Source organism: Mycobacterium sp. shizuoka-1, from assembly GCF_002723835.1.
Lineage (GTDB): Bacteria > Actinomycetota > Actinomycetes > Mycobacteriales > Mycobacteriaceae > Mycobacterium.
In genome coordinates this window covers 102,525-120,830 of sequence record NZ_BEWG01000113.1, presented here as the reverse complement: position 1 = coordinate 120,830, position 18,306 = coordinate 102,525, and the positions used below count along the sequence as shown (strand labels likewise).

Sequence of the window (18,306 nt, the reverse complement as noted above, 5' to 3'; positions counted from 1 at the left end):
AGTACGTTCCGTCAGGCACAAGGAAAGGAAGCTCATGCCCGGAGTTGTGGATCGAGTCATCGTCGTCACCGGTGCCGGCGGTGGTCTGGGCCGCGAATACGCGCTGACCCTGGCCCGCGAGGGCGCCAGTGTCGTGGTCAACGACCTCGGCGGTGCGCGCGACGGCACCGGCGCCGGCCACTCGATGGCCGACCAGGTCGTTGCCGAGATCAAGGAGGCCGGCGGTCGTGCCGTCGCCAACTACGACTCGGTCGCCGAGCCCGAGGGCGGGGAGAACATCGTCAAGACCGCGCTCGAAGAGTTCGGCAAGATCGACGGCATCGTCAGCAACGCGGGCATCCTGCGCGACGGCACCTTCCACAAGATGCCGTTCGAGAACTGGGACTCGGTGCTCAAGGTGCACCTGTACGGCGGCTACAACGTCATTCGCGCCGCCTGGCCGCACTTCCGTGAGCAGAGCTACGGCCGCATCGTGGTCGCCACCTCCACCAGCGGTCTGTTCGGCAACTTCGGGCAGGCCAACTACAGCGCCGCCAAGCTCGGTCTGGTCGGCCTGATCAACACGCTGGCCCAGGAAGGCGCCAAGTACAACATCAAGGCCAATGCGCTGGCGCCGATCGCCGCCACCCGCATGACCGAGGACATCCTGCCGCCGGAGGTGTTCAAGAAGCTCACCCCCGAATACGTGGCGCCGGTGGTCGGCTACCTGTGCACCGAAGAGGTGCCCGACTCGGCCTCGGTGTTCATCGTCGGTGGCGGCAAGGTGCAGCGCGCCGCGCTGTTCCAGAACGAGGGCGTCACTTTCGACCACGTCCCGAGCGTCGACGACGTGGCTTCGCAGTGGTCGACGATCGACGACCTGTCGGCCGCCAAGCAGGCCAACTTCTCGCTCGGCTGACCATGACGGCGTCGAGGGCCGACACGCGAGGATTCTCATGATTCGCGTGTTGGCCTTCGACGTCTTCGGCACCGTCGTCGACTGGCGCTCGAGCATCATCGGCGAGCTCGGTGAGTTCGGGAATCGGCATGGCGTCCACCGGGATTGGGCGACGTTCGCCGACAACTGGCGGGCCGGCTACGTTCCGGCGATGGATGCCGTGCGGCGCGGCGCACTGCCGTGGACCCGGCTGGACGATCTTCATCGCAGAATCCTGGACGACCTGCTACGCGACGCCGAGGTATCGGTGGCCGACGACGAGGTCGACCACCTCAACCGCGCCTGGCACCGGCTGGCGCCCTGGCCCGATGCGGTGGCGGGGCTGCACCGGCTCAAGCAACGCTTCACCATCACCACCCTGTCGAACGGCAACGTGTCGCTGCTGACCGAGATGGCCAAACGGGCTGGGCTGCCATGGGATTGCGTGCTCTCGGCGGAGATCTTCGGCCATTACAAACCCGATCCCGAGGCTTATCTCGGCTGTGCGCAGATCCTGGACGTGGCACCCGAGGACTTGATGCTGGTCGCGGCGCACCCGAGCGATCTGCGAGCCGCCCGCGATGCCGGCCTGCGCACCGGCTACGTCGACCGGCCGCTGGAATGGGGACAACCAGGGCGCTATCGCGTGGCGTTCGATCCAGGCGAATTCGACTTCACCGCAACGGATTTCCTCGATCTGGCCGACAAGCTCTAGGTTCCGGTGTCCTCGGCGACCGAGTCGTCCGCACTGATGACCAGTGCGGTCATGACCAAGGCGATGCCCGCGAGTTCGGTGGGCGTCGGCCACTGATGCAGCATGACCGCGCCGATACCGGCTGCGGTGGCGGGCAGCAGGGCCAGAAGCAGGGCGAAGCGAGCCCGGGGGATGAGCGTCAGGACGAACTGATCGAGCGCGTACGGCACCGCCGTGGACTGCACGCCGACACCAAGGCCCACCAACCAGATTCGGGGATCGGTGAGCACGCGTGCGTCGGTGTGTAGCTGACCGGCCAGCAGGGGCGCCGCCAGCACGACTGCCGCGACGGCCATCCCGATGGCCAGGGAACCTTGCCCCGACCCCGTCTCGGCGACCCGTTTGCCGAGCAGAATGTAACCCGCCCACAGCGCCGCGGCGGTCAGCGCGAAGAACACGCCGATGGGATCGGCACCGGCCTGCACTCCGGCGAGCAGTGCCACTCCGCCCGCCGCGAGCACGACGGCGAGAACATCACGGGGGCGCCGCGTGCCGAGCGTCGCCACCGCGACGGGACCGATGAATTCGATTGCCACCGCGGTGCCGAGCGGGATCCGTGAAATCGCCTCGAAGAACGCCACGTTCATCCCGACGGTGACGACTCCGAAGCCGGCGGCGACGGCAAGACCTCGACGCGTCCACCCCAGGCGCCACGGTCTGCGCCAGGCGAGCAGCACGACGGCGGCTCCTGCGGCACGCAGCCAGGCCACCGCAGCCGGGTTGGCCGTGGCGAACAGAAAGACCGCCAGCGCGGCACCGGCATACTGCGATACGGCGCCGACGATGAAGAACATCGGCACCGACCACATCGGGACGCGGCCGTTCACCGCACGGTCTTACAGTGCGGCGTTGATGTCGTCGACCCTGTCGCGCGCATCGCCGAACAGCATCTGGGTGTTCTCCCGGAAGAACAGTGGATTCTGCACGCCGGCGTAACCGGAGGCCATGGACCGTTTGAACACGATGACGTGTTCGGCATTCCAGACCGTCAGCACCGGCATACCGGCGATCGGGCTGCCCGGATCTTCCGACGCCGCCGGATTCACCGTGTCGTTGGCGCCGATCACCAACACCACCGAGGTGCTGTCGAAATCGTCGTTGATCTCGTCCATTTCGAGCACGATGTCGTAGGGCACCTTGGCCTCTGCCAGCAGCACGTTCATATGTCCGGGCAGACGGCCTGCGACGGGGTGGATCCCGAAACGCACCGTGACACCCCGCTCGCGCAGCTTGCGGGTCAGCTCGGCCACGCCGTACTGGGCCTGGGCCACGGCCATCCCGTAACCCGGGGTGATGATCACCGAACTGGCCGACGACAAGAGCTCGGCGGCTCCCTCGGCGGTGATCTCGCGATGTTCGCCGTAGTCCTTGTCCTCGGCTGGTCCTGCTTCGATGCCGAACCCGCCGGCGATGACCGAGATGAACGAGCGGTTCATGGCTTTGCACATGATGTAGGACAGGTAGGCACCCGAGGACCCGACCAGGGCCCCGGTGACGATCAACAGATCGTTGGACAGCAAGAAACCCGAAGCGGCTGCAGCCCAACCGGAATAGCTGTTGAGCATCGACACCACGACCGGCATGTCGCCACCGCCGATGGAGGCGACCAGGTGCCAGCCCAGCAGCAGCGCCAACACCGTGACGACGACGAGCAGCCACAGCTGCGGTTCGATGACGAACCAGACGGTGAACGCCACGAACAACACCAGGGCACCGACATTGAGAAAGTTCTTGCCGGGCAACATCAGTGGTGCCGACTTGATTCGTGCCGACAGTTTCAGGTTGGCGACGATCGATCCGGTGAAGGTCACGGCGCCGATGAACACGCCGATGAAGACCTCGGCGGAGTGGATGCCGAGCATGCCCTCACTGTTGAGCATCGCGGCCTCGGCGCCGGCCAGATCGTGTTCGACGTGCAGGTAGCCGTTCCAGCCGACCAACACCGCGGCCAGGCCGACGAAGCTGTGCAGCAGGGCAATCAGCTCGGGCATACCGGTCATCTCGACGACGCGGGCCCGCCACAACCCGACCGCGGCACCGATCGCCATGGCCCCGACCAGCAGGCCCAGGCCGATCGGCTCGATATGGCGGGCCAGGGCCAGCGCGATGGTGGCGACCAGCGCGACGACCATGCCGGCCATGCCGAATGTGTTTCCGGCCCGCGATGTTTCGTGCTTGGACAGCCCGGCCAGCGCCAGGATGAACAGCAGGGCCGCGACGACGTAGGCCGCGGTGGCGGCCGTCTCTAATGTGAACAACTCAGCTCCTCGAGAACATCGCGAGCATGCGACGCGTCACCGCGAAGCCACCGAAGATGTTGATACTGGCAAGCAGGATGGCGACGGCAGCCAATGTCGTGACGATGGCGTCACCGTGGCCGATCTGAAGTAGCGCGCCGACGACGATGATGCCGGAGATGGCGTTGGTCACCGACATCAGCGGGGTGTGCAGGGCGTGGTGCACGTGGCCGATGACGTAGTAGCCGATCACGATCGCCAGTGCGAAGACCGTCAGGTGTACCTGCAGGGCGGCCGGGGACAACGCGATGAGTAGGAACAGCAGGGCAGCGGCGCCGAAGGTGATGCCGAGCCGGCGGCCCATCGTCATCGGTTGTTTGGTCTGCTGGACTGCCGGGGTGGTCGTCGCGGCCGGTGCCGGCGCCGCCGACACCTGTACCGGTGGTGGCGGCCACGTCGTCTCACCGTCGCGGACCACGGTGACCGACCGCTGGACGACGTCGTCGAAATCGAGGACGAGCGTGCCGTCTTTCTCCGGGGTCAGCAGTTTGAGGAGGTTGACCAGGTTGGTGCCATAGAGCTGCGATGCCTGGGCGGGCAGTCGGCCGGCCAGGTCGGTGTAGCCGATGATGGTCACGCCGTTGTCGGTGACGACGGCCTGGTCTTTGACGGTGCCCTCGACATTGCCGCCGTTGGCCGCGGCCATGTCGACGATGACACTGCCCGATTTCATCGAGGCGACCATGTCGGCGGTGATGATGCGCGGCGCGGGCCGCCCAGGGATCAGCGCCGTCGTGATGATGATGTCGACGTCTTGGCTCTGATCGGCGTACAGCTGCGCCTCGCGGGCCTTGTAATCGTCGCCCATCTCCTTGGCGTACCCGGTGGCCGAGACCTCGGTCTCGGGGGATTCGATGGAAAGATATTCTCCACCAAGGGATTTGACCTGATCAGCGACCTCGGGGCGCGGGTCGGTGGCGCGCACGATGGCGCCGAGGCTGCCTGCGGCGCCAATCGCTGCCAGGCCGGCCACACCCGCGCCGACGACCAGCACTTTGGCCGGCGGTACCTTGCCCGCCGCGGTCACCTGGCCGGTGAAGAAGCGGCCGAACGCATGTGCTGCCTCGACGACCGCTCGGTAGCCGGCGATATTGGCCATCGACGACAGCACGTCCAGGGACTGGGCTCGCGAGATCCGCGGGACCGCGTCCATGGCCAGCACCGTGATGGGCCGCGTGGACAACTCCTCGACCAGTTCGGGTTTCAGAGCGGGGGAGATCAAGCTGATCAGTGTTGCCCCGTCGCGCAGCGCGGCGATCTCGGCACTGGTGGGTGCGTTGACCTTGAGCACGATATCGGTGGCCAGCGCTTCCGCCGCGGTCCCGATCCCGGCGCCGGCCTCGACAAATGCCTCGTCGGAGAAGCTCGCCGCGACACCCGCACCGGACTCGACGAGCACGTCATAGCCGAGTTTGATGAGCTGTCCGACGGTCTGCGGTGTGGCGGCGACACGCGTCTCCCCCGGTAGAGACTCGCGTGGAATCCCGATGAGCATCGATGCGATCCGATCTGGTTGATCCTGCGGAGGCCGGATGGAAGATGTCAGTGTATGGAATGGCAGGGTGAACTCCGTACCCCTGGCGCCGTTGGCGCTGGTCAGGTGTCTGAAACTGGGGCTACACCGGCGTGAGAATTACTAAAATGGACACTTGTCCGTTTCTCCGACCCCGGGTTTCACGGGCAGGGTGCGCATCTTGCACCCGCGCCGCGGGTGCGACGGGCGGCCACGTGTCCATCCGCACGACAGGTGTCCAGTTGAGCGGCATGACGAGGCCCTAGGCTCGATGGGTGAGCATCGGCGGCATCGTTCTCGTGGGGCTCGCCATCGCGATCGGACTGGTCGGCATCGTCGTACCGCTGCTGCCTGGCACGCTGTTGATCTATGCCGCGATCGCGGTGTGGGCCGTCGTCGAACACGACCCGGTGTCGTGGGCGGTGCTCGGCGTGGTCACCGCGGTACTGGGGACCAGCCTGCTGGTCAAATACCTGTGGCCGGCCCGGCGGATGCGGGCCGGACAGGTCGGCAGGGGGACGCTGGCGGCGGGAGCGGTGCTCGGCGTGATCGGATTCTTCGTGATTCCGGTCGTCGGCTTGCTGGTCGGCTTCGTGCTGGGGGTGTACCTCGCCGAACTCGCCGCCCGGCGAGATCAGCGACGTGCCTGGGCGGCAACGGTACTCGCGCTCAAGGCGGTCGCCCTGTCGGTGGGCGTCGAGCTGGTCGGCGGGCTGGTGGCCACCGCGGCCTGGGTGGTCGGGGTGGTGCTAACCCAGTAGGGCCGTGCGCAGCCGGGCCAGATCGTCGGCGCTGACCTCCGCGGCGTCCAGGTAGCCCGGCAGACCGCCGTACTGCTCGTCGATCACGCGCCGGGCTGTCGCGAGGTACTCCTCTTTGACGCCGAGTACGCCGTCGGGCAAGCGCGACTCGGCGAAGGCCACCACTTCCGGTGTCATGCCCTCACGGCTACGCACCGACTCCAGAATCCGGTCCCGCAACCGGCCCACGGCATCGTTGCTGCGCAGGAAGTCGGCCACGATGGCATCCCGAGGTACGCCGATGGCTTCCAGCACCACCGCGATGGAGAACCCCGTGCGGTCCTTACCGGCGAAGCAGTGCACCAGCACCGGCCGGTTGTCGGCGAGCAGCGTCGCTATCCGGCGGACGGCGCGCCGCGCGCCAGCCAGCGTGGCGAACCGCGCGTACTCGTCGTTCATCCACTTCTCCCCGGCGGCGATCACGTCGTCGTCCGGGGTGGCCTCGCTCATGATCTTCTCCCACGCCGTTTCGTGGGGTGCGGTGGTCGGCGCATGGGACAGATCAGGGAAGGGCAGTAGGTGCACCGTTACGTCCTGCGGCACCGCGCCCGGGCCTCGGCGCTCCACCTCGACCGGCGAACGTAGATCGGCGACATCGCCGATGCCCAAGCCGCGCAGAACATCTCGGCCATCATCGTCGAGCCTGCTGATCTCACTGGACCGGAAAAACAACCCCGGCCGCACACCGGTTTTCTCCGCGACGTCGCGAAAGTTCCACGCGCCGGGCAGCTGTGCGGCGCTCACCCTCTGGTCACCGCTGCAGCCAGCGCGCTCGGCTCCGCGCCGATCTCGGCCCGGGCGATGCTGCGCATGTGCACCTCGTCGGGCCCGTCGAAGATCCGCATGGCGCGCTGCCAGCCGTACATCCGGGCCAGCGGGAAGTCGTCGCTGACACCACCGCCGCCGTGCACCTGGATGGCGCGGTCGATCACGTTGCAGGCCATCTGCGGGGCCACCGCCTTGATCTGTGCGACGAGGTTGCGCGCCTCCTTGTTGCCGTGCTGGTCGATCGTCCAGGCGGCCTTCTCACACAGCAGCCGGGCCTGGTCGATCTCGTTGCGCGACAAGGCAATCTGCTGTTGAACCACGCCCTGCTCGGCCAGCGGCTTGCCGAAGGCGATCCGGGTGCGAGCGCGCTCTGCCATCAACGCCAACGCCCGCTCGGCCACCCCGATCGCGCGCATGCAGTGGTGGATGCGGCCCGGCCCGAGCCGAGCCTGGGCGATCGCGAAGCCCATACCCTCCTCGGCGAGCAGGTTCGACGCGGGCACCCGCACGTTGTCGTAGATCACCTCGGCGTGGCCGTGCTGGTCCTGCCAGCCGAACACCGATGTGGAGCGCAGGATGTTGACCCCGGGGGTGTCGATCGGCACCAGGATCATCGACTGCTGCTGATGGGACGCCGCGTCGGGATTGGTGCGGCCCATCACGATGAGGATCTTGCAACGCGGATCGTTGGCGCCCGAGGTCCACCATTTACGGCCGTTGATGATGTAGTCCCCGGATCCCGAGGCGTCGCGCACGATCGAGGTTTCGATGTTGCGGGCGTCGCTGGAGGCCACCGCGGGCTCGGTCATCGAGAAGGCGCTGCGGATCTCCCCGGCCAGCAGCGGCTCCAGCCACTGCTTGCGCTGCTCCTCGGTGGCGAACAGGTGCAGGGTTTCCATGTTCCCGGTGTCGGGGGCCGCACAGTTGATCGCCTCGGGTGCGATCTCGGTGCTCCAGCCGGTGAGCTCCGCCAGCGGCGCATACTCCAGGTTGGTCAACCCCGACTCGGCGGGCAAGAACAGGTTCCACAGTCCCCGCGCTTTGGCCAGCACTTTGAGCTCCTCGACCACCGGCGGCACGGTGAAGTCGTTCGGCCCGGCGGCCGCCCGGTACTCGTCGTAGGACTTCTCGGCGGGCAACACGTGCTCGACCATGAATTCGGTGAGGCGTTTGTGGTAGTCAGCACCCTTGGCAGACATGGCGAAGTCCATGCCGCCCACGATATGACACCCGTCCAATCCACGACGAGGCCCTCCCTTATGACCAGAGGGAGGGCCTCGTAGGCATGTGGAGTAAGAGGGTTAGCCAGTCAGCGCGCCTCCTGTCTGCCGGCCTGCACTCGTGCGGGTTCGGCGGGTCTCGTCGGTCTGTCGGTGGGGGAAATGGCCTTTGCCGGTGCGGTCGGGGATTACTCCTGCCCGCCGTTGTGCTGGTGGCGCACGCCCGCGCTCTGGGCGGCTTCCATGCCGATGTGCGCGGTGACGTTCGCGCCGTAGTCGGCGAGGTTGGTCGACTGGCTCTGGCCGGAGATGAATGCTCCGGTGAAGATTCCGCACGCCGCGACGGGGGCGGCGACGAAGGCGGCGAGTCGAATTTTGGTGGTGCGGTTCATCTGAGTTCTCCGGTGGGTCTAGGTGGGTCTAGAGGCTGATGGTGACCAGGTGGGCCGGGGCACCGGGGGCGCCGGCAGCCGTGGTGCTCAGGCCCATGGTGTCGGCGGCGTCGGGGGTGTCGACGACCAGGGCGCCGGCCAAAACGCCCACCGCGAGCGTCGGTCCCGCCAGAGCGGTGGTGAAGCGGCGAGTGAATGTGCGGTCCATGTCCGTCTCCCTTGTCTGTCGGGGCCGATCGCTGTCGGCCATGCATCGACTATTGCCCGCTCGCCGTGCCCCGTCTGTCCGCCGATGGGACCCTGGCAGGGATGAAGTGTTTGTCCCCCGATTGGTGGACCCCTGTGGAAAGCTCCTGGCATGCCCGATAACCGCAAGGTTCGCGTCGTCGTCGGTGACGACCATCCGCTGTTCCGTGACGGTCTGGTACGGGCGCTGTCCGGCAGCGGCGAGGTGGAGGTGGTCGCCGAGGCCGAGGACGGCATGGCGGCGCTGGAGATGATCAAGGAGCACAGCCCCGACGTGGCGCTCCTGGACTACCGGATGCCGGGGCTGGACGGGGCCGAGGTGGCCGCGGCCGTGCGCCGCGACGAGCTGCCGACCCGGGTGCTGTTGGTCTCCGCGCACGACGACGCCGAAATCGTCTACCACGCGCTGCAGCAGGGTGCGGCCGGTTATCTGCCCAAGGACTCCACCCGCTCCGAGATCGTCGCCGCGGTCCTGGACTGTGCCAAGGGTCGCGACGTCCTGGCACCCCGGTTGGCGTCCGGGCTGGCCGTCGAAATCCGCCGCCGCGCAGAGCCTTCCGGGCCGACGCTGAGTTCGCGGGAACGCGAAGTGCTCAAGATGATCGCGCTCGGGCGCACCATCCCCTCGATCGCCGAGGCGCTGTTCTTGGCGCCGTCGACGGTGAAGACCCATGTTCAGCGGCTGTACGAGAAACTGGGCGTCGGGGATCGGGCCGCGGCGGTCGCCGAGGCGATGCGTCGGGGTCTGCTTGAGTAACCTGCCGGCCCCGCTGACCCGCGCGGCCGACTTCCTGGGCACCGAGCCGGTCCGGGTCGCGGCCGTTCTGCGTCTGCCGCTGATCGTCCTGATCGCGCTGCTGGTGTGGATCGAAGGCGTCGACCACTGGCTGCCCGCCGTGTACTGGTCGGTGCTGATCGTCTACACCGTCACCGCCGCGGTCTGGCTGGTGGTGGTGCTGCGCAGTCCGCTGCGGTGGTGGTTCGGCTGGGCCTCGACGGCCATCGACGTGGTGGCGGTGCTGGCCATGTGCGTGGCGTCCGGCGGGGCGACGACCTGGCTGCTGCCGATCTTCTTCCTGATCCCGATCACCGTCTCGTTTCTGGACCGGCCGGAGATCACCGCGCTGATCGGTGTGAGCACCGCGGTCGGCTACCTGGGCGCGTGGATCTTCTACTCCAAGCGCGACGACACGATGGGCCTGCCCAATATCGTCTACGTCCAGGTCGGCTGCCTGGCGTGGCTGGCGCTGGCCACGACGGCGCTGTGTCTGGTGCTGGCCCGGCGCCGGGCCCGGGTGCGGGCCCTGCTCGAGGTGCGCCGGCGGCTGGTCTCGGAGTCGATGCAGGCCGACGAGCGCAGCAACCGGCAGCTGTCCGAGCAGCTGCACGACGGACCGCTGCAGAACCTGCTGGCTGCCCGGCTGGATCTGGAGGATCTGCGCGAGCAGCCCTCGAGCGACGGCTTCGAGCGGGTGGACGCGGCGCTGCAGGACGCCATCAAGGAGCTGCGCAGCGCCGTCTCGACCCTGCATCCGCAGGTGCTGGCCCAGGTCGGCCTCGGCGCCGCGCTGCATGAGCTGGCCGGCCAATACGAACGCCGGTGGGGGGTGCCGATCGACTGTGTGGTCGAGGAGGTCGGCAAGCCGGCTTCGCAGGCCCTGCTCTATCGCGCGGCGCGTGAGCTGTTGGCCAACGCCCACAAGCACTCTCGGGCCACCCGGCTGCGCGTCGAACTCGATCAGCCGGCCGGATCGCTGGTGCTGCGCGTGGTCGACAACGGGGTGGGGTTCGATCCGGCGGTGCTGGATCGCAAGGTGGCCGAAGGGCATATCGGGCTGTCGTCGCTGCTGGTCGGGGTCGAGGCGATGGGCGGCTCGGTGCGGCTGGTCGACACCGTGGGCGGGGGAACGACGGCGGTCGTCACCGTGCCCAATGGTGATGTCCACGCAGAATGAGCGCTCTAACGCCCAAACCGGCTTTTGGCCGCGAAAGTGCGAGTGGAGCGCGACATTACGTCGATCTCGGCGTACCCAGTCGAACGCTCTCCAGGGCGGCGAGCCGGTCCTCGGGAATCGGCACCGGGCCATCATCGCCGAGCAGGACCAGCACGGTGTCGCACACCCCGATACAGCGGTCGTCGACGAACAGTCCGGTGGACGCGATGAACGAGGTGCGCCCGATCCGCCCGACCCCGGCGCCGGTCGCGATGGTCGCGGGCCAATGCGCCTCGGCCAGGAAATGCACGGCGTTCTGCGAGGTGACCAGCCGCAGCCGGCGGGCGGTCACGTCGTAGATGTCGGGAAACAGGCTCTGGTTCATGGTCGCCCGCGCGTTCTCGTGCATCGACTCCAGCGCCAGGTTGTTCAGGTGGGCGTTGGCGTCCATGTCGCCGTAGCGGGCCTGCGCGGTGCCGACGACCGGGTAGGAATCCAGGCGAAGCCGCATCTCGTGCGGGCGTGCCGCAATGGTGGTCCAGTCAGTCACAGGTGCGACAGCTTAGCCGCCGCATGCCGCCAACTGACCAGCGCCGCCGCCGCGACCATGATCACCGCTGCGCCGACGGTCGGCACGGGCAGCAGCGCCGCGGCCACCATCGCAGCGGTCAGCACCAGCACACCGGCGGTCTGGATGGCGTCGCGGCGCCCGGCGTCGAGCACCAACCATGTCGTCAGCAGGAACACGGCCAGCGGGATGGTCAGCGCCAGGCCCGCCACCGTGTGGGGCAGATGACTCTCACCGAGGTGCTCGGCCACCACGACCTCCACCCCGGCTGAGAACGCCGCGGCCGAGGCAAAGATGAAGTAGTGCAGGTAACCCCAGAAGAACGAGCGCCGCACGGTGGCGGTCTGATGGTGTTGCGGGCGGTCGAAATAGATCCACCACATCGAGGCGACGATCGCCAGTGAGCACGCGGCGACGGCGATCAGACCGACACGGGCATCGTCGTTGGACAACCCGCCGATGATCGAATTGGCTGCGGCCAGAATCGATTCGCCCAGGACGATGAGAGTGAACAAGCCGTATCGCTCGGCGATGTGATGGTGATGGAAGGCGGTGGGCTGGTGCCGTTCGGCGATCGGTGACACCGACAGGTCCACCACCGCCAGCACCGGAAACCACCAGACCGGGCCGTCGAGCAGGTACCACGACACCCACAACACCTGGACGACGACGATGCCGACCGCATAGCGCACGCAGGTGCCCCGGGAGGCACGGTCGCTGATCGCCGCGCGGATCCACTGCGCGGCGGTGGCGACCCGCATGATCACGTAACCGGCGACGATCGCCCCGAAGTCGTTGTCCAGCATCGCGCTCTGCGCGCCCGCGGCGATCACCAGCGCACCGGCCATCTGGACGAATGCGGTCAGCCGATAAAGCCAGTCGTCGGTGTCATAGGCGCTGGCGAACCAGGTGAAGTTGATCCAGGCGTTGAAAATCGCGAAGAACACCATCGCGTAGGACGCCAGCCCAGTGGCGAAATGCTGCTCCTCCCAGAGATGGTGCAAGGAGCCAGAAGCCTGGGAGACGGCGACCACGAACACGAGGTCGAACAGAAGCTCGAGAGAGCTGGCCGCGCGGTGCGGTTCATCGGGGTCGCGGGCGAGCATCGCCCGCAGGCCGGCCGGCAAAGGTGCTGTCTGGCCGGCTTAGACGGGCGGGTAGGCCGGCGGCGGGTAGACGCCACGTAGCGCCCACGGCAGCCAGCTGAAGAAGTACTCGACCTCGTCGCTCGCGTCGTAATCCGGGTTCGGATCCATCCCTCGCACCTCCCAGCGCCACCGCAATGAACCGGAGTCTAGTCCGCAGGCTGCCCGCCCGATACCGGTCATTAAACTATCCAACTAGTTGATAGAGAGCCGACTTCGTCGGATGAACACAAGCGAGGACATCATGGCATCCGAGAACGGGATGACCCGGCGCGAAGAACTGCTGGCCGTCGCCACCAAGCTCTTCGCCGCGCGCGGCTATCACGGCACCAGGATGGATGACGTCGCCGATGTCGTCGGCCTGAACAAGGCCACGGTCTACCACTATTACGCCAGCAAGTCGCTGATTCTGTTCGACATCTACCAGCGAGCCGCGGACAACACGCTGGAAGCCGTTCACGACGATCCGTCCTGGACCGCGCGCGAGGCGCTGTATCAGTACACGGTCCGGCTGCTGACCAACATTGCCGAGAACCCGGAGGGTGCGGCGGTGTACTTCCAGGAGGCGCCCTACATCACCGAGTGGTTCACCGAGGAGCAGGTCGCCGAAGTCAGGGAGAAGGAATCCCAGGTCTACGAACACGTCCACGGCCTGATCGGCCGCGGCATCGCCAGCGGCGAGTTCTTCGAGTGCGACACCCACGTGGTGGCGCTGGGCTACATCGGCATGACGCTGGGCGCCTACCGCTGGCTGCGGCCCGACGGTCGCCGCACCGCCAAGGAGATCGCCGCCGAGTTCAGTACGGCACTGCTGCGCGGGCTGATCCGCGACGAGACGGTGCGGGTGCAGACCCCGCTGGGGCCGGCGGCCGACGCCACCACGACGCCCGCGTGACGGCACCGGCCCGATCCGGCTCGATAGACTCGCCCGATGCCACTCGTCAGTAAGACCGTCGAGGTCAACGCCGATGCCGACTCGATCCTGCGGATCGTCGCCGACTTCGAGGCCTACCCGCAGTGGAATGACGAGGCCAAGGCCGTGTACGTACTGGCCCGCTACGACGACGGCCGGCCCAGCCAGCTGCGCCTCGACATGGAGATCCAGGGGCAGTCGGGCACCTTCATCCAGGCCGTCTACTACCCCGGTGCGGGCCAGATCCAGACCGTGCTGCAGCAGGGCGAGGTGTTCACCAAGCAGGATCAGCTGTTCTCGGTCGTGTCGATGGGCCCGTCGAGCCTGCTGACCGTGGACCTCGACGTCGAGGTCTCGCTGCCGGTGCCGGACATGATGGTCAAGAAGCTGGTCAACGACGTGCTCGAGCACCTGGCCAACAATCTCAAGGCCCGCGCCGAGCAGCTCGCCGCCAGCTCATAGTCGGCCGGTTACCGCCACATCCCGTTGCGCTCCAGCTGTTCCATCAGCCGCTGCACCCCGTCGTTGAACTCCGCGCCGGACAACTCGACCAGCGTGGCCTTGTCACGCTGGCGCAGCGCGGCGATCAGCCGCCGGTGGATGCCGATGGCGGAATCGCCCCACGACGCGTCGGTCACGTAGATCTGCGGCGGCATGTAGCGGGCCGCGTGCAGCAGGAACCAGGCCAGTTTCATCCGGCCGGCCCCCCGGTTGAGCAGCCGGTGGAAGGCGAACTCGGCGGCGCCGATCTCGGCCGGATCCCCGGCGTCGACCGCCGCGGCCAGCCTGTCGTTGGCCTCGTCGAGTTCGTCGATCTGCTCGTCGGTCAGCCGGTCGGCGGCGCTGGCCACCAACTCCTTGGCGATGGTGGCCTGCAGCCAGTAGATGTCGGCGACGTCCTGGCGGCTCAGCGGCTGCACCACGTAGCCCCGGCGCGGCTCGAGCGCCACCATGCCCTCACCCCGCAGGGTCAGCAGCGCTTCACGGACCGGGGTGATGCTGACCCCGAGCCGGGCGGCGGTCTCGTCGAGCCGGATGAAGGTTCCCGGTCGCAGCACACCGGTCATGATGGCTTCCCGCAGATGCGCGGCGACCTCGTCGGACAGCTGGGAACGAGGCCGTCGGCGGCGGCTCTCGAGCCGTGCGGAAGCCGGTGCGTTCACGTGACCTCCGAGGACTTGTGTGGCGAGCGGCGAGGCAATAATGTGACCCAAGCAACACCAGATTTGATCAAATATAACGATTCCTGCGTTCTCCAGCATCGGGTTCACGCAACGTTCACGCCAGAGGGATGGACAAAGAGGACTAGTGACCAGACAGCTGACCGCGGCCACCGACCAGCCGTATCTCTCGCGCCGCCAGAACTGGACGAACCAGCTGGCCCGGCACGCCCTGATGCAGCCGGATGCGACCGCCCTGCGGTTCATGGGGCGCACGACGACGTGGGCCGAGTTCGACCGCCGGGTCACGGCGCTGGCCGACGCCTTGCACCGCCGCGGCGTCGGGTTCGGCGATCGGGTGATGATCCTGATGCTCAACCGCCCGGAGTTCGTCGAGGCGACGCTGGCCGCCAACCAGCTCGGCGCGATCGCGGTCCCGGTGAACTTCCGGCTGACCCCGCCCGAGCTGGCCTTCCTGGTTGCCGACTGCGAGGCGGCGGTGGTGGTCACCGAGACCGTGCTGGCCGACGTCGCCAAGGCGGTCCGCGACATCGCGCCCGCGCTGCAGACGGTCATCGTCGCCGGTGGCGCCACCGAGGACGGCGTGCTCGGTTATGAGGACCTGGTCGTCGAAGAAGGCGAGCACCACGATCCCGTGGACATCCCGAACGACAGCCCGGCGCTGATCATGTACACCTCGGGCACCACCGGCCGGCCCAAGGGCGCGGTGCTGACCCACACCAACCTGGCCGGCCAGGCGATGACCGCGATGTACACCACCGGCCCCGACATCAACCACGACGTCGGCTTCATCGGGGTTCCGCTGTTCCACATCGCCGGGATCGGCAACACCCTGGGGGGTCTGCTGCTGGGCACCCCGACCGTGATCCACCCGCTGGGCGGATTCGACCCCGGCCAACTGCTCGACGTGCTCGAGGCCGAGCGGGTCACCGGCATCTTCCTGGTCCCGGCCCAGTGGCAGGCCGTCTGCGCAGCCCAGCAGGCCAAGCCGCGCGACATCAGGCTGCGGTCGTTGTCCTGGGGTGCCGCACCGGCCTCGGACACCCTGCTGCGGCAGATGTCGGAAACGTTCCCTGACAGCAAGATCCTCGCCGCATTCGGGCAGACCGAGATGTCTCCGGTGACCTGCATGCTGCTCGGCGACGACGCCATCCGTAAGCGGGGATCGGTCGGCAAAGTCATCCCGACTGTCGCGGCGCGGGTGGTCGATGAGGACATGAACGACGTCCCGGTCGGCGAGGTCGGCGAAATCGTCTATCGCGCACCGACTCTCATGGCCGGCTACTGGAACAACCCGGAGGCCACCGCCGAGGCGTTCGCCGGCGGCTGGTTCCACTCGGGTGACCTGGTCCGGATGGACGCCGACGGTTATGTCTGGGTCGTCGACCGCAAGAAGGACATGATCATCTCCGGCGGAGAGAACATCTACTGTGCCGAAGTGGAGAACGTGCTGGCCGCGCACCCGGCGATCGTCGAAGTGGCGGTGATCGGCAGGTCCCATCCCAAGTGGGGTGAGGTGCCCATCGCCGTCGCCGCGATCTCCGCAGCCGAACTCCGGCTGGCCGAACTCGAGGAGTTCCTCGCCGAGCGCCTGGCCCGCTACAAGCATCCCAAGGGCCTCGAGATCGTCGATGCCTTGCCCCGCAACCCAGCTGGCAAGGTGCTGAAGACCGAGTTACGGATTCGATTCAGCGCCAGTAGCACAGCGAATTCCGTGGGCGAAAATGCTTCGGATGCAGCCGATCCCAACTAGACCCCGAACCACTTACCAGCACGATAAATTTCGCCGAATAACGAGGGAGAGTCAATAGTGCAGATGCGGTGCACGCGCCCTCGGCCATCGGGTACATTCCTGTGGTCCTCCTTACTACTCGTTAGTAGGGAGACGACACTCACTCACTGCGGGTCGGGGCAAGGAGGGTATGTGCCAGACGGACTGCCGTTGCACCGCGACCGACGTGGTCCCGTCCTGTGGGTGTTCAAGTGACGGCGACGACGGCCGGGGTCGGCGGCTACCTCCAGGACAAGGCGCGGCCCGCGCTGACCGCCATCGGCGGCTTCTTCCGCATGTGCGTGCTCACCGCGAAGGCGACGACGAAGTGGCCCTTCGAGTGGCGTGAGTTCATCCTTCAGGGCTGGTTCCAGTTCCGGGTGACGTTCCTGCCGACCATCGCGGTCGCCGTCCCCAACACCATCCTGATCATCTTCACGATCAACATCCTGCTGGTGGAGTTCGGCGCCGCGGACGTCTCCGGAGCGGGCGCCGCGCTGGCCGCCGTGACCCAGCTCGGTCCGATCGTGACCGTGCTGGTGGTCGCCGGCGCCGGGTCGACGGCGATCTGCGCCGACCTCGGCGCGCGCACCATCCGCGAGGAGATCGACGCCCTCGAGGTGCTCGGCATCGATCCGATCCACCGTCTGGTGCTGCCCCGGGTGGTGGCCTCGACGTTCGTCGCCGTGCTGCTCAACGGCGCGGTCATCACCGTCGGCCTGGTCGGCGGGTTCATCTTCGGCGTGTACATGCAGAACATCTCCGCCGGTGCCTACGTCTCCACCCTCACCCTGGTCACCGGGCTTCCCGAGGTGATCATCTCGATCGTCAAGGCGCTGACCTTCGGCCTGATCGCCGGGCTGGTCGGCTGCTACCGCGGGCTGACGGTGTCGGGCGGCTCCAAGGGTCTGGGCACCGCGGTGAACGAGACCCTGGTGCTCTCCGTCGTCGCGCTGTTCGCGGTCAACGTCGTCCTGACGACGATTGGTGTTCGGTTCGGAACGGGGCACTGACATGAGTACTGCCACAGTCCTGCGCGGCCGGTACCCCCGCGCCTACACCCGGGCCACCCATCTGGCGGCGGCGCCCGGCCGGTTCATGACCCGGGTCGGCGACGTGGCGTGGTTCACCGTCAGCGCCGTCGGCCAGATCCCGCACGCGCTGCGCTACTACCGCCGCGCGACGCTGCGGCTGATCGCCGAGATCGGAATGGGCACCGGCGCGATGGCCGTCATCGGCGGAACCATCGCCATCGTCGGTTTCGTGACGTTGTCGGGTGGTTCGCTCATCGCCATCCAGGGCTACGCCTCGCTGGGCAACATCGGTGTGGAGGCGTTCACCGGCTTCGTCGCCGCCTTGGTCAACGTCCGCGTCGTCGCCCCGCTGGTGTCCGGGCACGCACTGGCCGCGACGGTCGGCGCCGGCGCCACCGCCGAGCTGGGTGCCATGCGCATCAGCGAGGAGATCGACGCCCTGGAGGTGATGGGCATCAAGTCCATCAGCTACCTGGTCTCGACCCGCATCCTGGCCGGCATGGTGGTGATCATCCCGCTGTATGCGATGGCGCTGCTGCTGTCGTTCCTGGCTGCCCAGCTGACCACGACCGTGCTCTACGGCCAATCGACCGGCACCTACGAGCACTACTTCCGCACGTTCCTGCGGCCCGACGACGTGTTCTGGTCGTTCGTCGTCGCGATCATCATCGCGATGTTCGTGATGATCAACCACTGCTACTTCGGCTACAACGCCAGCGGCGGTCCGGTCGGCGTGGGCGAGGCCGTCGGTATCTCGATGCGGGCTTCTCTGGTCGCCGTGGCGATGGTGGTTCTGTTGGCTTCGTTGGCGCTCTACGGCACCAACCCGAACTTCAATCTCACGGTGTAGCGGT

The 18,306-nt window shown here is 67.3% G+C and carries 21 protein-coding genes; 10 read left to right on the top strand and 11 right to left on the bottom strand.

Translation table 11 applies throughout. From position 1 onward, the window contains the following. Positions 1-34: 34 nt before the first annotated feature. The gene (locus MSZK_RS28540) at positions 35-898 is read left to right on the top strand and encodes an SDR family oxidoreductase (protein WP_099251880.1); all 864 of its coding nucleotides are present in this window, start codon (positions 35-37) and stop codon (positions 896-898) included. Positions 899-935: 37 nt separating this feature from the next. Next, positions 936-1,631 carry a haloacid dehalogenase type II gene (locus tag MSZK_RS28535; RefSeq protein ID WP_099251879.1) on the top strand — a complete coding sequence of 232 codons (696 nt, stop codon included), beginning with the start codon at positions 936-938 and terminating at the stop codon, positions 1,629-1,631. Here the strand turns inward: MSZK_RS28535 and MSZK_RS28530 are convergent. Genes MSZK_RS28530 through MSZK_RS28520 form a run of 3 tightly spaced genes read right to left on the bottom strand, consistent with a single transcriptional unit; the run spans position 1,628 to position 5,462 of the window. After that, on the bottom strand, positions 1,628-2,497 hold the full coding sequence (locus MSZK_RS28530; RefSeq protein ID WP_371411402.1) for a DMT family transporter: 870 nt from the start codon (positions 2,495-2,497) through the stop codon (positions 1,628-1,630). The two genes, MSZK_RS28535 and MSZK_RS28530, sit on opposite strands and share 4 nt — an antisense overlap. Before the next feature lie 9 nt (positions 2,498-2,506). Beyond that, on the bottom strand, positions 2,507-3,928 hold the full coding sequence (gene pntB, locus MSZK_RS28525) for a Re/Si-specific NAD(P)(+) transhydrogenase subunit beta (RefSeq protein ID WP_099251878.1): 1,422 nt from the start codon (positions 3,926-3,928) through the stop codon (positions 2,507-2,509). A 1-nt stretch (position 3,929) separates the two neighbouring features. Continuing rightward, positions 3,930-5,462 carry a Re/Si-specific NAD(P)(+) transhydrogenase subunit alpha gene (locus MSZK_RS28520; RefSeq protein WP_099251877.1) on the bottom strand — a complete coding sequence of 511 codons (1,533 nt, stop codon included), beginning with the start codon at positions 5,460-5,462 and terminating at the stop codon, positions 3,930-3,932. Between the two features lie 293 nt (positions 5,463-5,755). Between MSZK_RS28520 and MSZK_RS28515 the strand changes: the two genes are divergently transcribed. Then, the gene (locus MSZK_RS28515; RefSeq protein WP_099251876.1) at positions 5,756-6,241 is read left to right on the top strand and encodes a DUF456 domain-containing protein; all 486 of its coding nucleotides are present in this window, start codon (positions 5,756-5,758) and stop codon (positions 6,239-6,241) included. On the opposite strand, the gene MSZK_RS28510 is transcribed toward MSZK_RS28515, so the two are convergent. The 4 genes from MSZK_RS28510 to MSZK_RS28495 form a co-directional block, all read right to left on the bottom strand. Beyond that, positions 6,230-7,024, bottom strand: coding sequence for a tyrosine-protein phosphatase (locus tag MSZK_RS28510; RefSeq protein WP_099251875.1), 795 nt, complete (start codon positions 7,022-7,024; stop codon positions 6,230-6,232). The two genes, MSZK_RS28515 and MSZK_RS28510, sit on opposite strands and share 12 nt — an antisense overlap. Further along, positions 7,021-8,247 carry an acyl-CoA dehydrogenase family protein gene (locus MSZK_RS28505; RefSeq protein ID WP_099251905.1) on the bottom strand — a complete coding sequence of 409 codons (1,227 nt, stop codon included), beginning with the start codon at positions 8,245-8,247 and terminating at the stop codon, positions 7,021-7,023. Before MSZK_RS28505 ends, MSZK_RS28510 begins: the two co-directional genes overlap by 4 nt. A 209-nt stretch (positions 8,248-8,456) precedes the next feature. Then, a complete protein-coding gene (locus MSZK_RS28500; RefSeq protein WP_099251874.1) occupies positions 8,457-8,660 on the bottom strand; it encodes a hypothetical protein in 204 nt (67 codons plus the stop codon). 28 nt (positions 8,661-8,688) lie between these two features. Beyond that, complete coding sequence (locus tag MSZK_RS28495) at positions 8,689-8,868, bottom strand: hypothetical protein (protein ID WP_099251873.1); 180 nt, start codon at positions 8,866-8,868, stop codon at positions 8,689-8,691. A 150-nt stretch (positions 8,869-9,018) separates the two neighbouring features. Here MSZK_RS28495 and MSZK_RS28490 point away from each other — a divergent pair, with 150 nt between their 5' ends. Together MSZK_RS28490 and MSZK_RS28485 are read left to right on the top strand one after the other, a co-directional pair. Next, entirely contained in the window at positions 9,019-9,663 is a 645-nt protein-coding gene (locus MSZK_RS28490) for a response regulator transcription factor (RefSeq protein WP_099251872.1), read from the top strand. Beyond that, positions 9,656-10,861: a sensor histidine kinase gene (locus MSZK_RS28485; protein WP_099251871.1), complete on the top strand. Its 1,206-nt coding sequence runs from the start codon at positions 9,656-9,658 to the stop codon at positions 10,859-10,861. Before MSZK_RS28490 ends, MSZK_RS28485 begins: the two co-directional genes overlap by 8 nt. A 55-nt stretch (positions 10,862-10,916) precedes the next feature. Here the strand turns inward: MSZK_RS28485 and MSZK_RS28480 are convergent, their stop codons facing one another. From MSZK_RS28480 to MSZK_RS28470, 3 genes are read right to left on the bottom strand one after another with little or no spacing between them, the layout of a single operon-like run. Further along, the gene (locus tag MSZK_RS28480; RefSeq protein ID WP_233211562.1) at positions 10,917-11,390 is read right to left on the bottom strand and encodes an acyl-CoA thioesterase; all 474 of its coding nucleotides are present in this window, start codon (positions 11,388-11,390) and stop codon (positions 10,917-10,919) included. Then, entirely contained in the window at positions 11,387-12,535 is a 1,149-nt protein-coding gene (locus tag MSZK_RS28475) for a low temperature requirement protein A (RefSeq protein ID WP_199203526.1), read from the bottom strand. Before MSZK_RS28475 ends, MSZK_RS28480 begins: the two co-directional genes overlap by 4 nt. 18 nt (positions 12,536-12,553) lie before the next feature. Further along, entirely contained in the window at positions 12,554-12,664 is a 111-nt protein-coding gene (locus tag MSZK_RS28470) for a hypothetical protein (protein ID WP_005142555.1), read from the bottom strand. Between the two features lie 133 nt (positions 12,665-12,797). Here MSZK_RS28470 and MSZK_RS28465 point away from each other — a divergent pair, with 133 nt between their 5' ends. Beyond that, the gene (locus MSZK_RS28465) at positions 12,798-13,448 is read left to right on the top strand and encodes a TetR/AcrR family transcriptional regulator (RefSeq protein WP_099251903.1); all 651 of its coding nucleotides are present in this window, start codon (positions 12,798-12,800) and stop codon (positions 13,446-13,448) included. A gap of 36 nt (positions 13,449-13,484) precedes the next feature. Then, complete coding sequence (locus tag MSZK_RS28460) at positions 13,485-13,928, top strand: SRPBCC family protein (protein ID WP_099251869.1); 444 nt, start codon at positions 13,485-13,487, stop codon at positions 13,926-13,928. 8 nt (positions 13,929-13,936) lie between these two features. On the opposite strand, the gene MSZK_RS28455 is transcribed toward MSZK_RS28460, so the two are convergent. Further along, positions 13,937-14,629, bottom strand: coding sequence for a GntR family transcriptional regulator (locus tag MSZK_RS28455; protein ID WP_199203525.1), 693 nt, complete (start codon positions 14,627-14,629; stop codon positions 13,937-13,939). Positions 14,630-14,774: 145 nt separating this feature from the next. On the opposite strand from MSZK_RS28455, the gene fadD5 reads away from it, so the two are divergent. From fadD5 to MSZK_RS28440, 3 genes are all read left to right on the top strand, one after another. After that, positions 14,775-16,400, top strand: coding sequence for a fatty-acid--CoA ligase FadD5 (gene fadD5 / locus MSZK_RS28450; RefSeq protein WP_099251867.1), 1,626 nt, complete (start codon positions 14,775-14,777; stop codon positions 16,398-16,400). Between the two features lie 314 nt (positions 16,401-16,714). Then, on the top strand, positions 16,715-17,431 hold the full coding sequence (locus MSZK_RS28445; RefSeq protein ID WP_371411406.1) for an MlaE family ABC transporter permease: 717 nt from the start codon (positions 16,715-16,717) through the stop codon (positions 17,429-17,431). Positions 17,432-17,516: 85 nt separating this feature from the next. Beyond that, positions 17,517-18,302, top strand: a complete 786-nt coding sequence (locus tag MSZK_RS28440) for an MlaE family ABC transporter permease (RefSeq protein WP_371411405.1) — start codon at positions 17,517-17,519, stop codon at positions 18,300-18,302. Positions 18,303-18,306 lie beyond the last annotated feature (4 nt).

What these genes read in the sequence shown, in the direction of transcription:
- MSZK_RS28540 (WP_099251880.1), top strand. Translation starts at nt 35, where the DNA reads ATGCCCGGAGTTGTGGATCGAGTCATCGTCGTCACCGGTGCCGGCGGT.
- MSZK_RS28535 (WP_099251879.1), top strand. Translation starts at nt 936, where the DNA reads ATGATTCGCGTGTTGGCCTTCGACGTCTTCGGCACCGTCGTCGACTGG.
- MSZK_RS28520 (WP_099251877.1), bottom strand. Translation starts at nt 5,462, where the DNA reads ATGCTCATCGGGATTCCACGCGAGTCTCTACCGGGGGAGACGCGTGTC.
- MSZK_RS28505 (WP_099251905.1), bottom strand. Translation starts at nt 8,247, where the DNA reads ATGTCTGCCAAGGGTGCTGACTACCACAAACGCCTCACCGAATTCATG.
- MSZK_RS28500 (WP_099251874.1), bottom strand. Translation starts at nt 8,660, where the DNA reads ATGAACCGCACCACCAAAATTCGACTCGCCGCCTTCGTCGCCGCCCCC.
- MSZK_RS28495 (WP_099251873.1), bottom strand. Translation starts at nt 8,868, where the DNA reads ATGGACCGCACATTCACTCGCCGCTTCACCACCGCTCTGGCGGGACCG.
- MSZK_RS28490 (WP_099251872.1), top strand. Translation starts at nt 9,019, where the DNA reads ATGCCCGATAACCGCAAGGTTCGCGTCGTCGTCGGTGACGACCATCCG.
- MSZK_RS28470 (WP_005142555.1), bottom strand. Translation starts at nt 12,664, where the DNA reads ATGGATCCGAACCCGGATTACGACGCGAGCGACGAGGTCGAGTACTTC.
- MSZK_RS28465 (WP_099251903.1), top strand. Translation starts at nt 12,798, where the DNA reads ATGGCATCCGAGAACGGGATGACCCGGCGCGAAGAACTGCTGGCCGTC.
- MSZK_RS28460 (WP_099251869.1), top strand. Translation starts at nt 13,485, where the DNA reads ATGCCACTCGTCAGTAAGACCGTCGAGGTCAACGCCGATGCCGACTCG.
- MSZK_RS28445 (WP_371411406.1), top strand. Translation starts at nt 16,715, where the DNA reads ATGTGCGTGCTCACCGCGAAGGCGACGACGAAGTGGCCCTTCGAGTGG.
- MSZK_RS28440 (WP_371411405.1), top strand. Translation starts at nt 17,517, where the DNA reads ATGACCCGGGTCGGCGACGTGGCGTGGTTCACCGTCAGCGCCGTCGGC.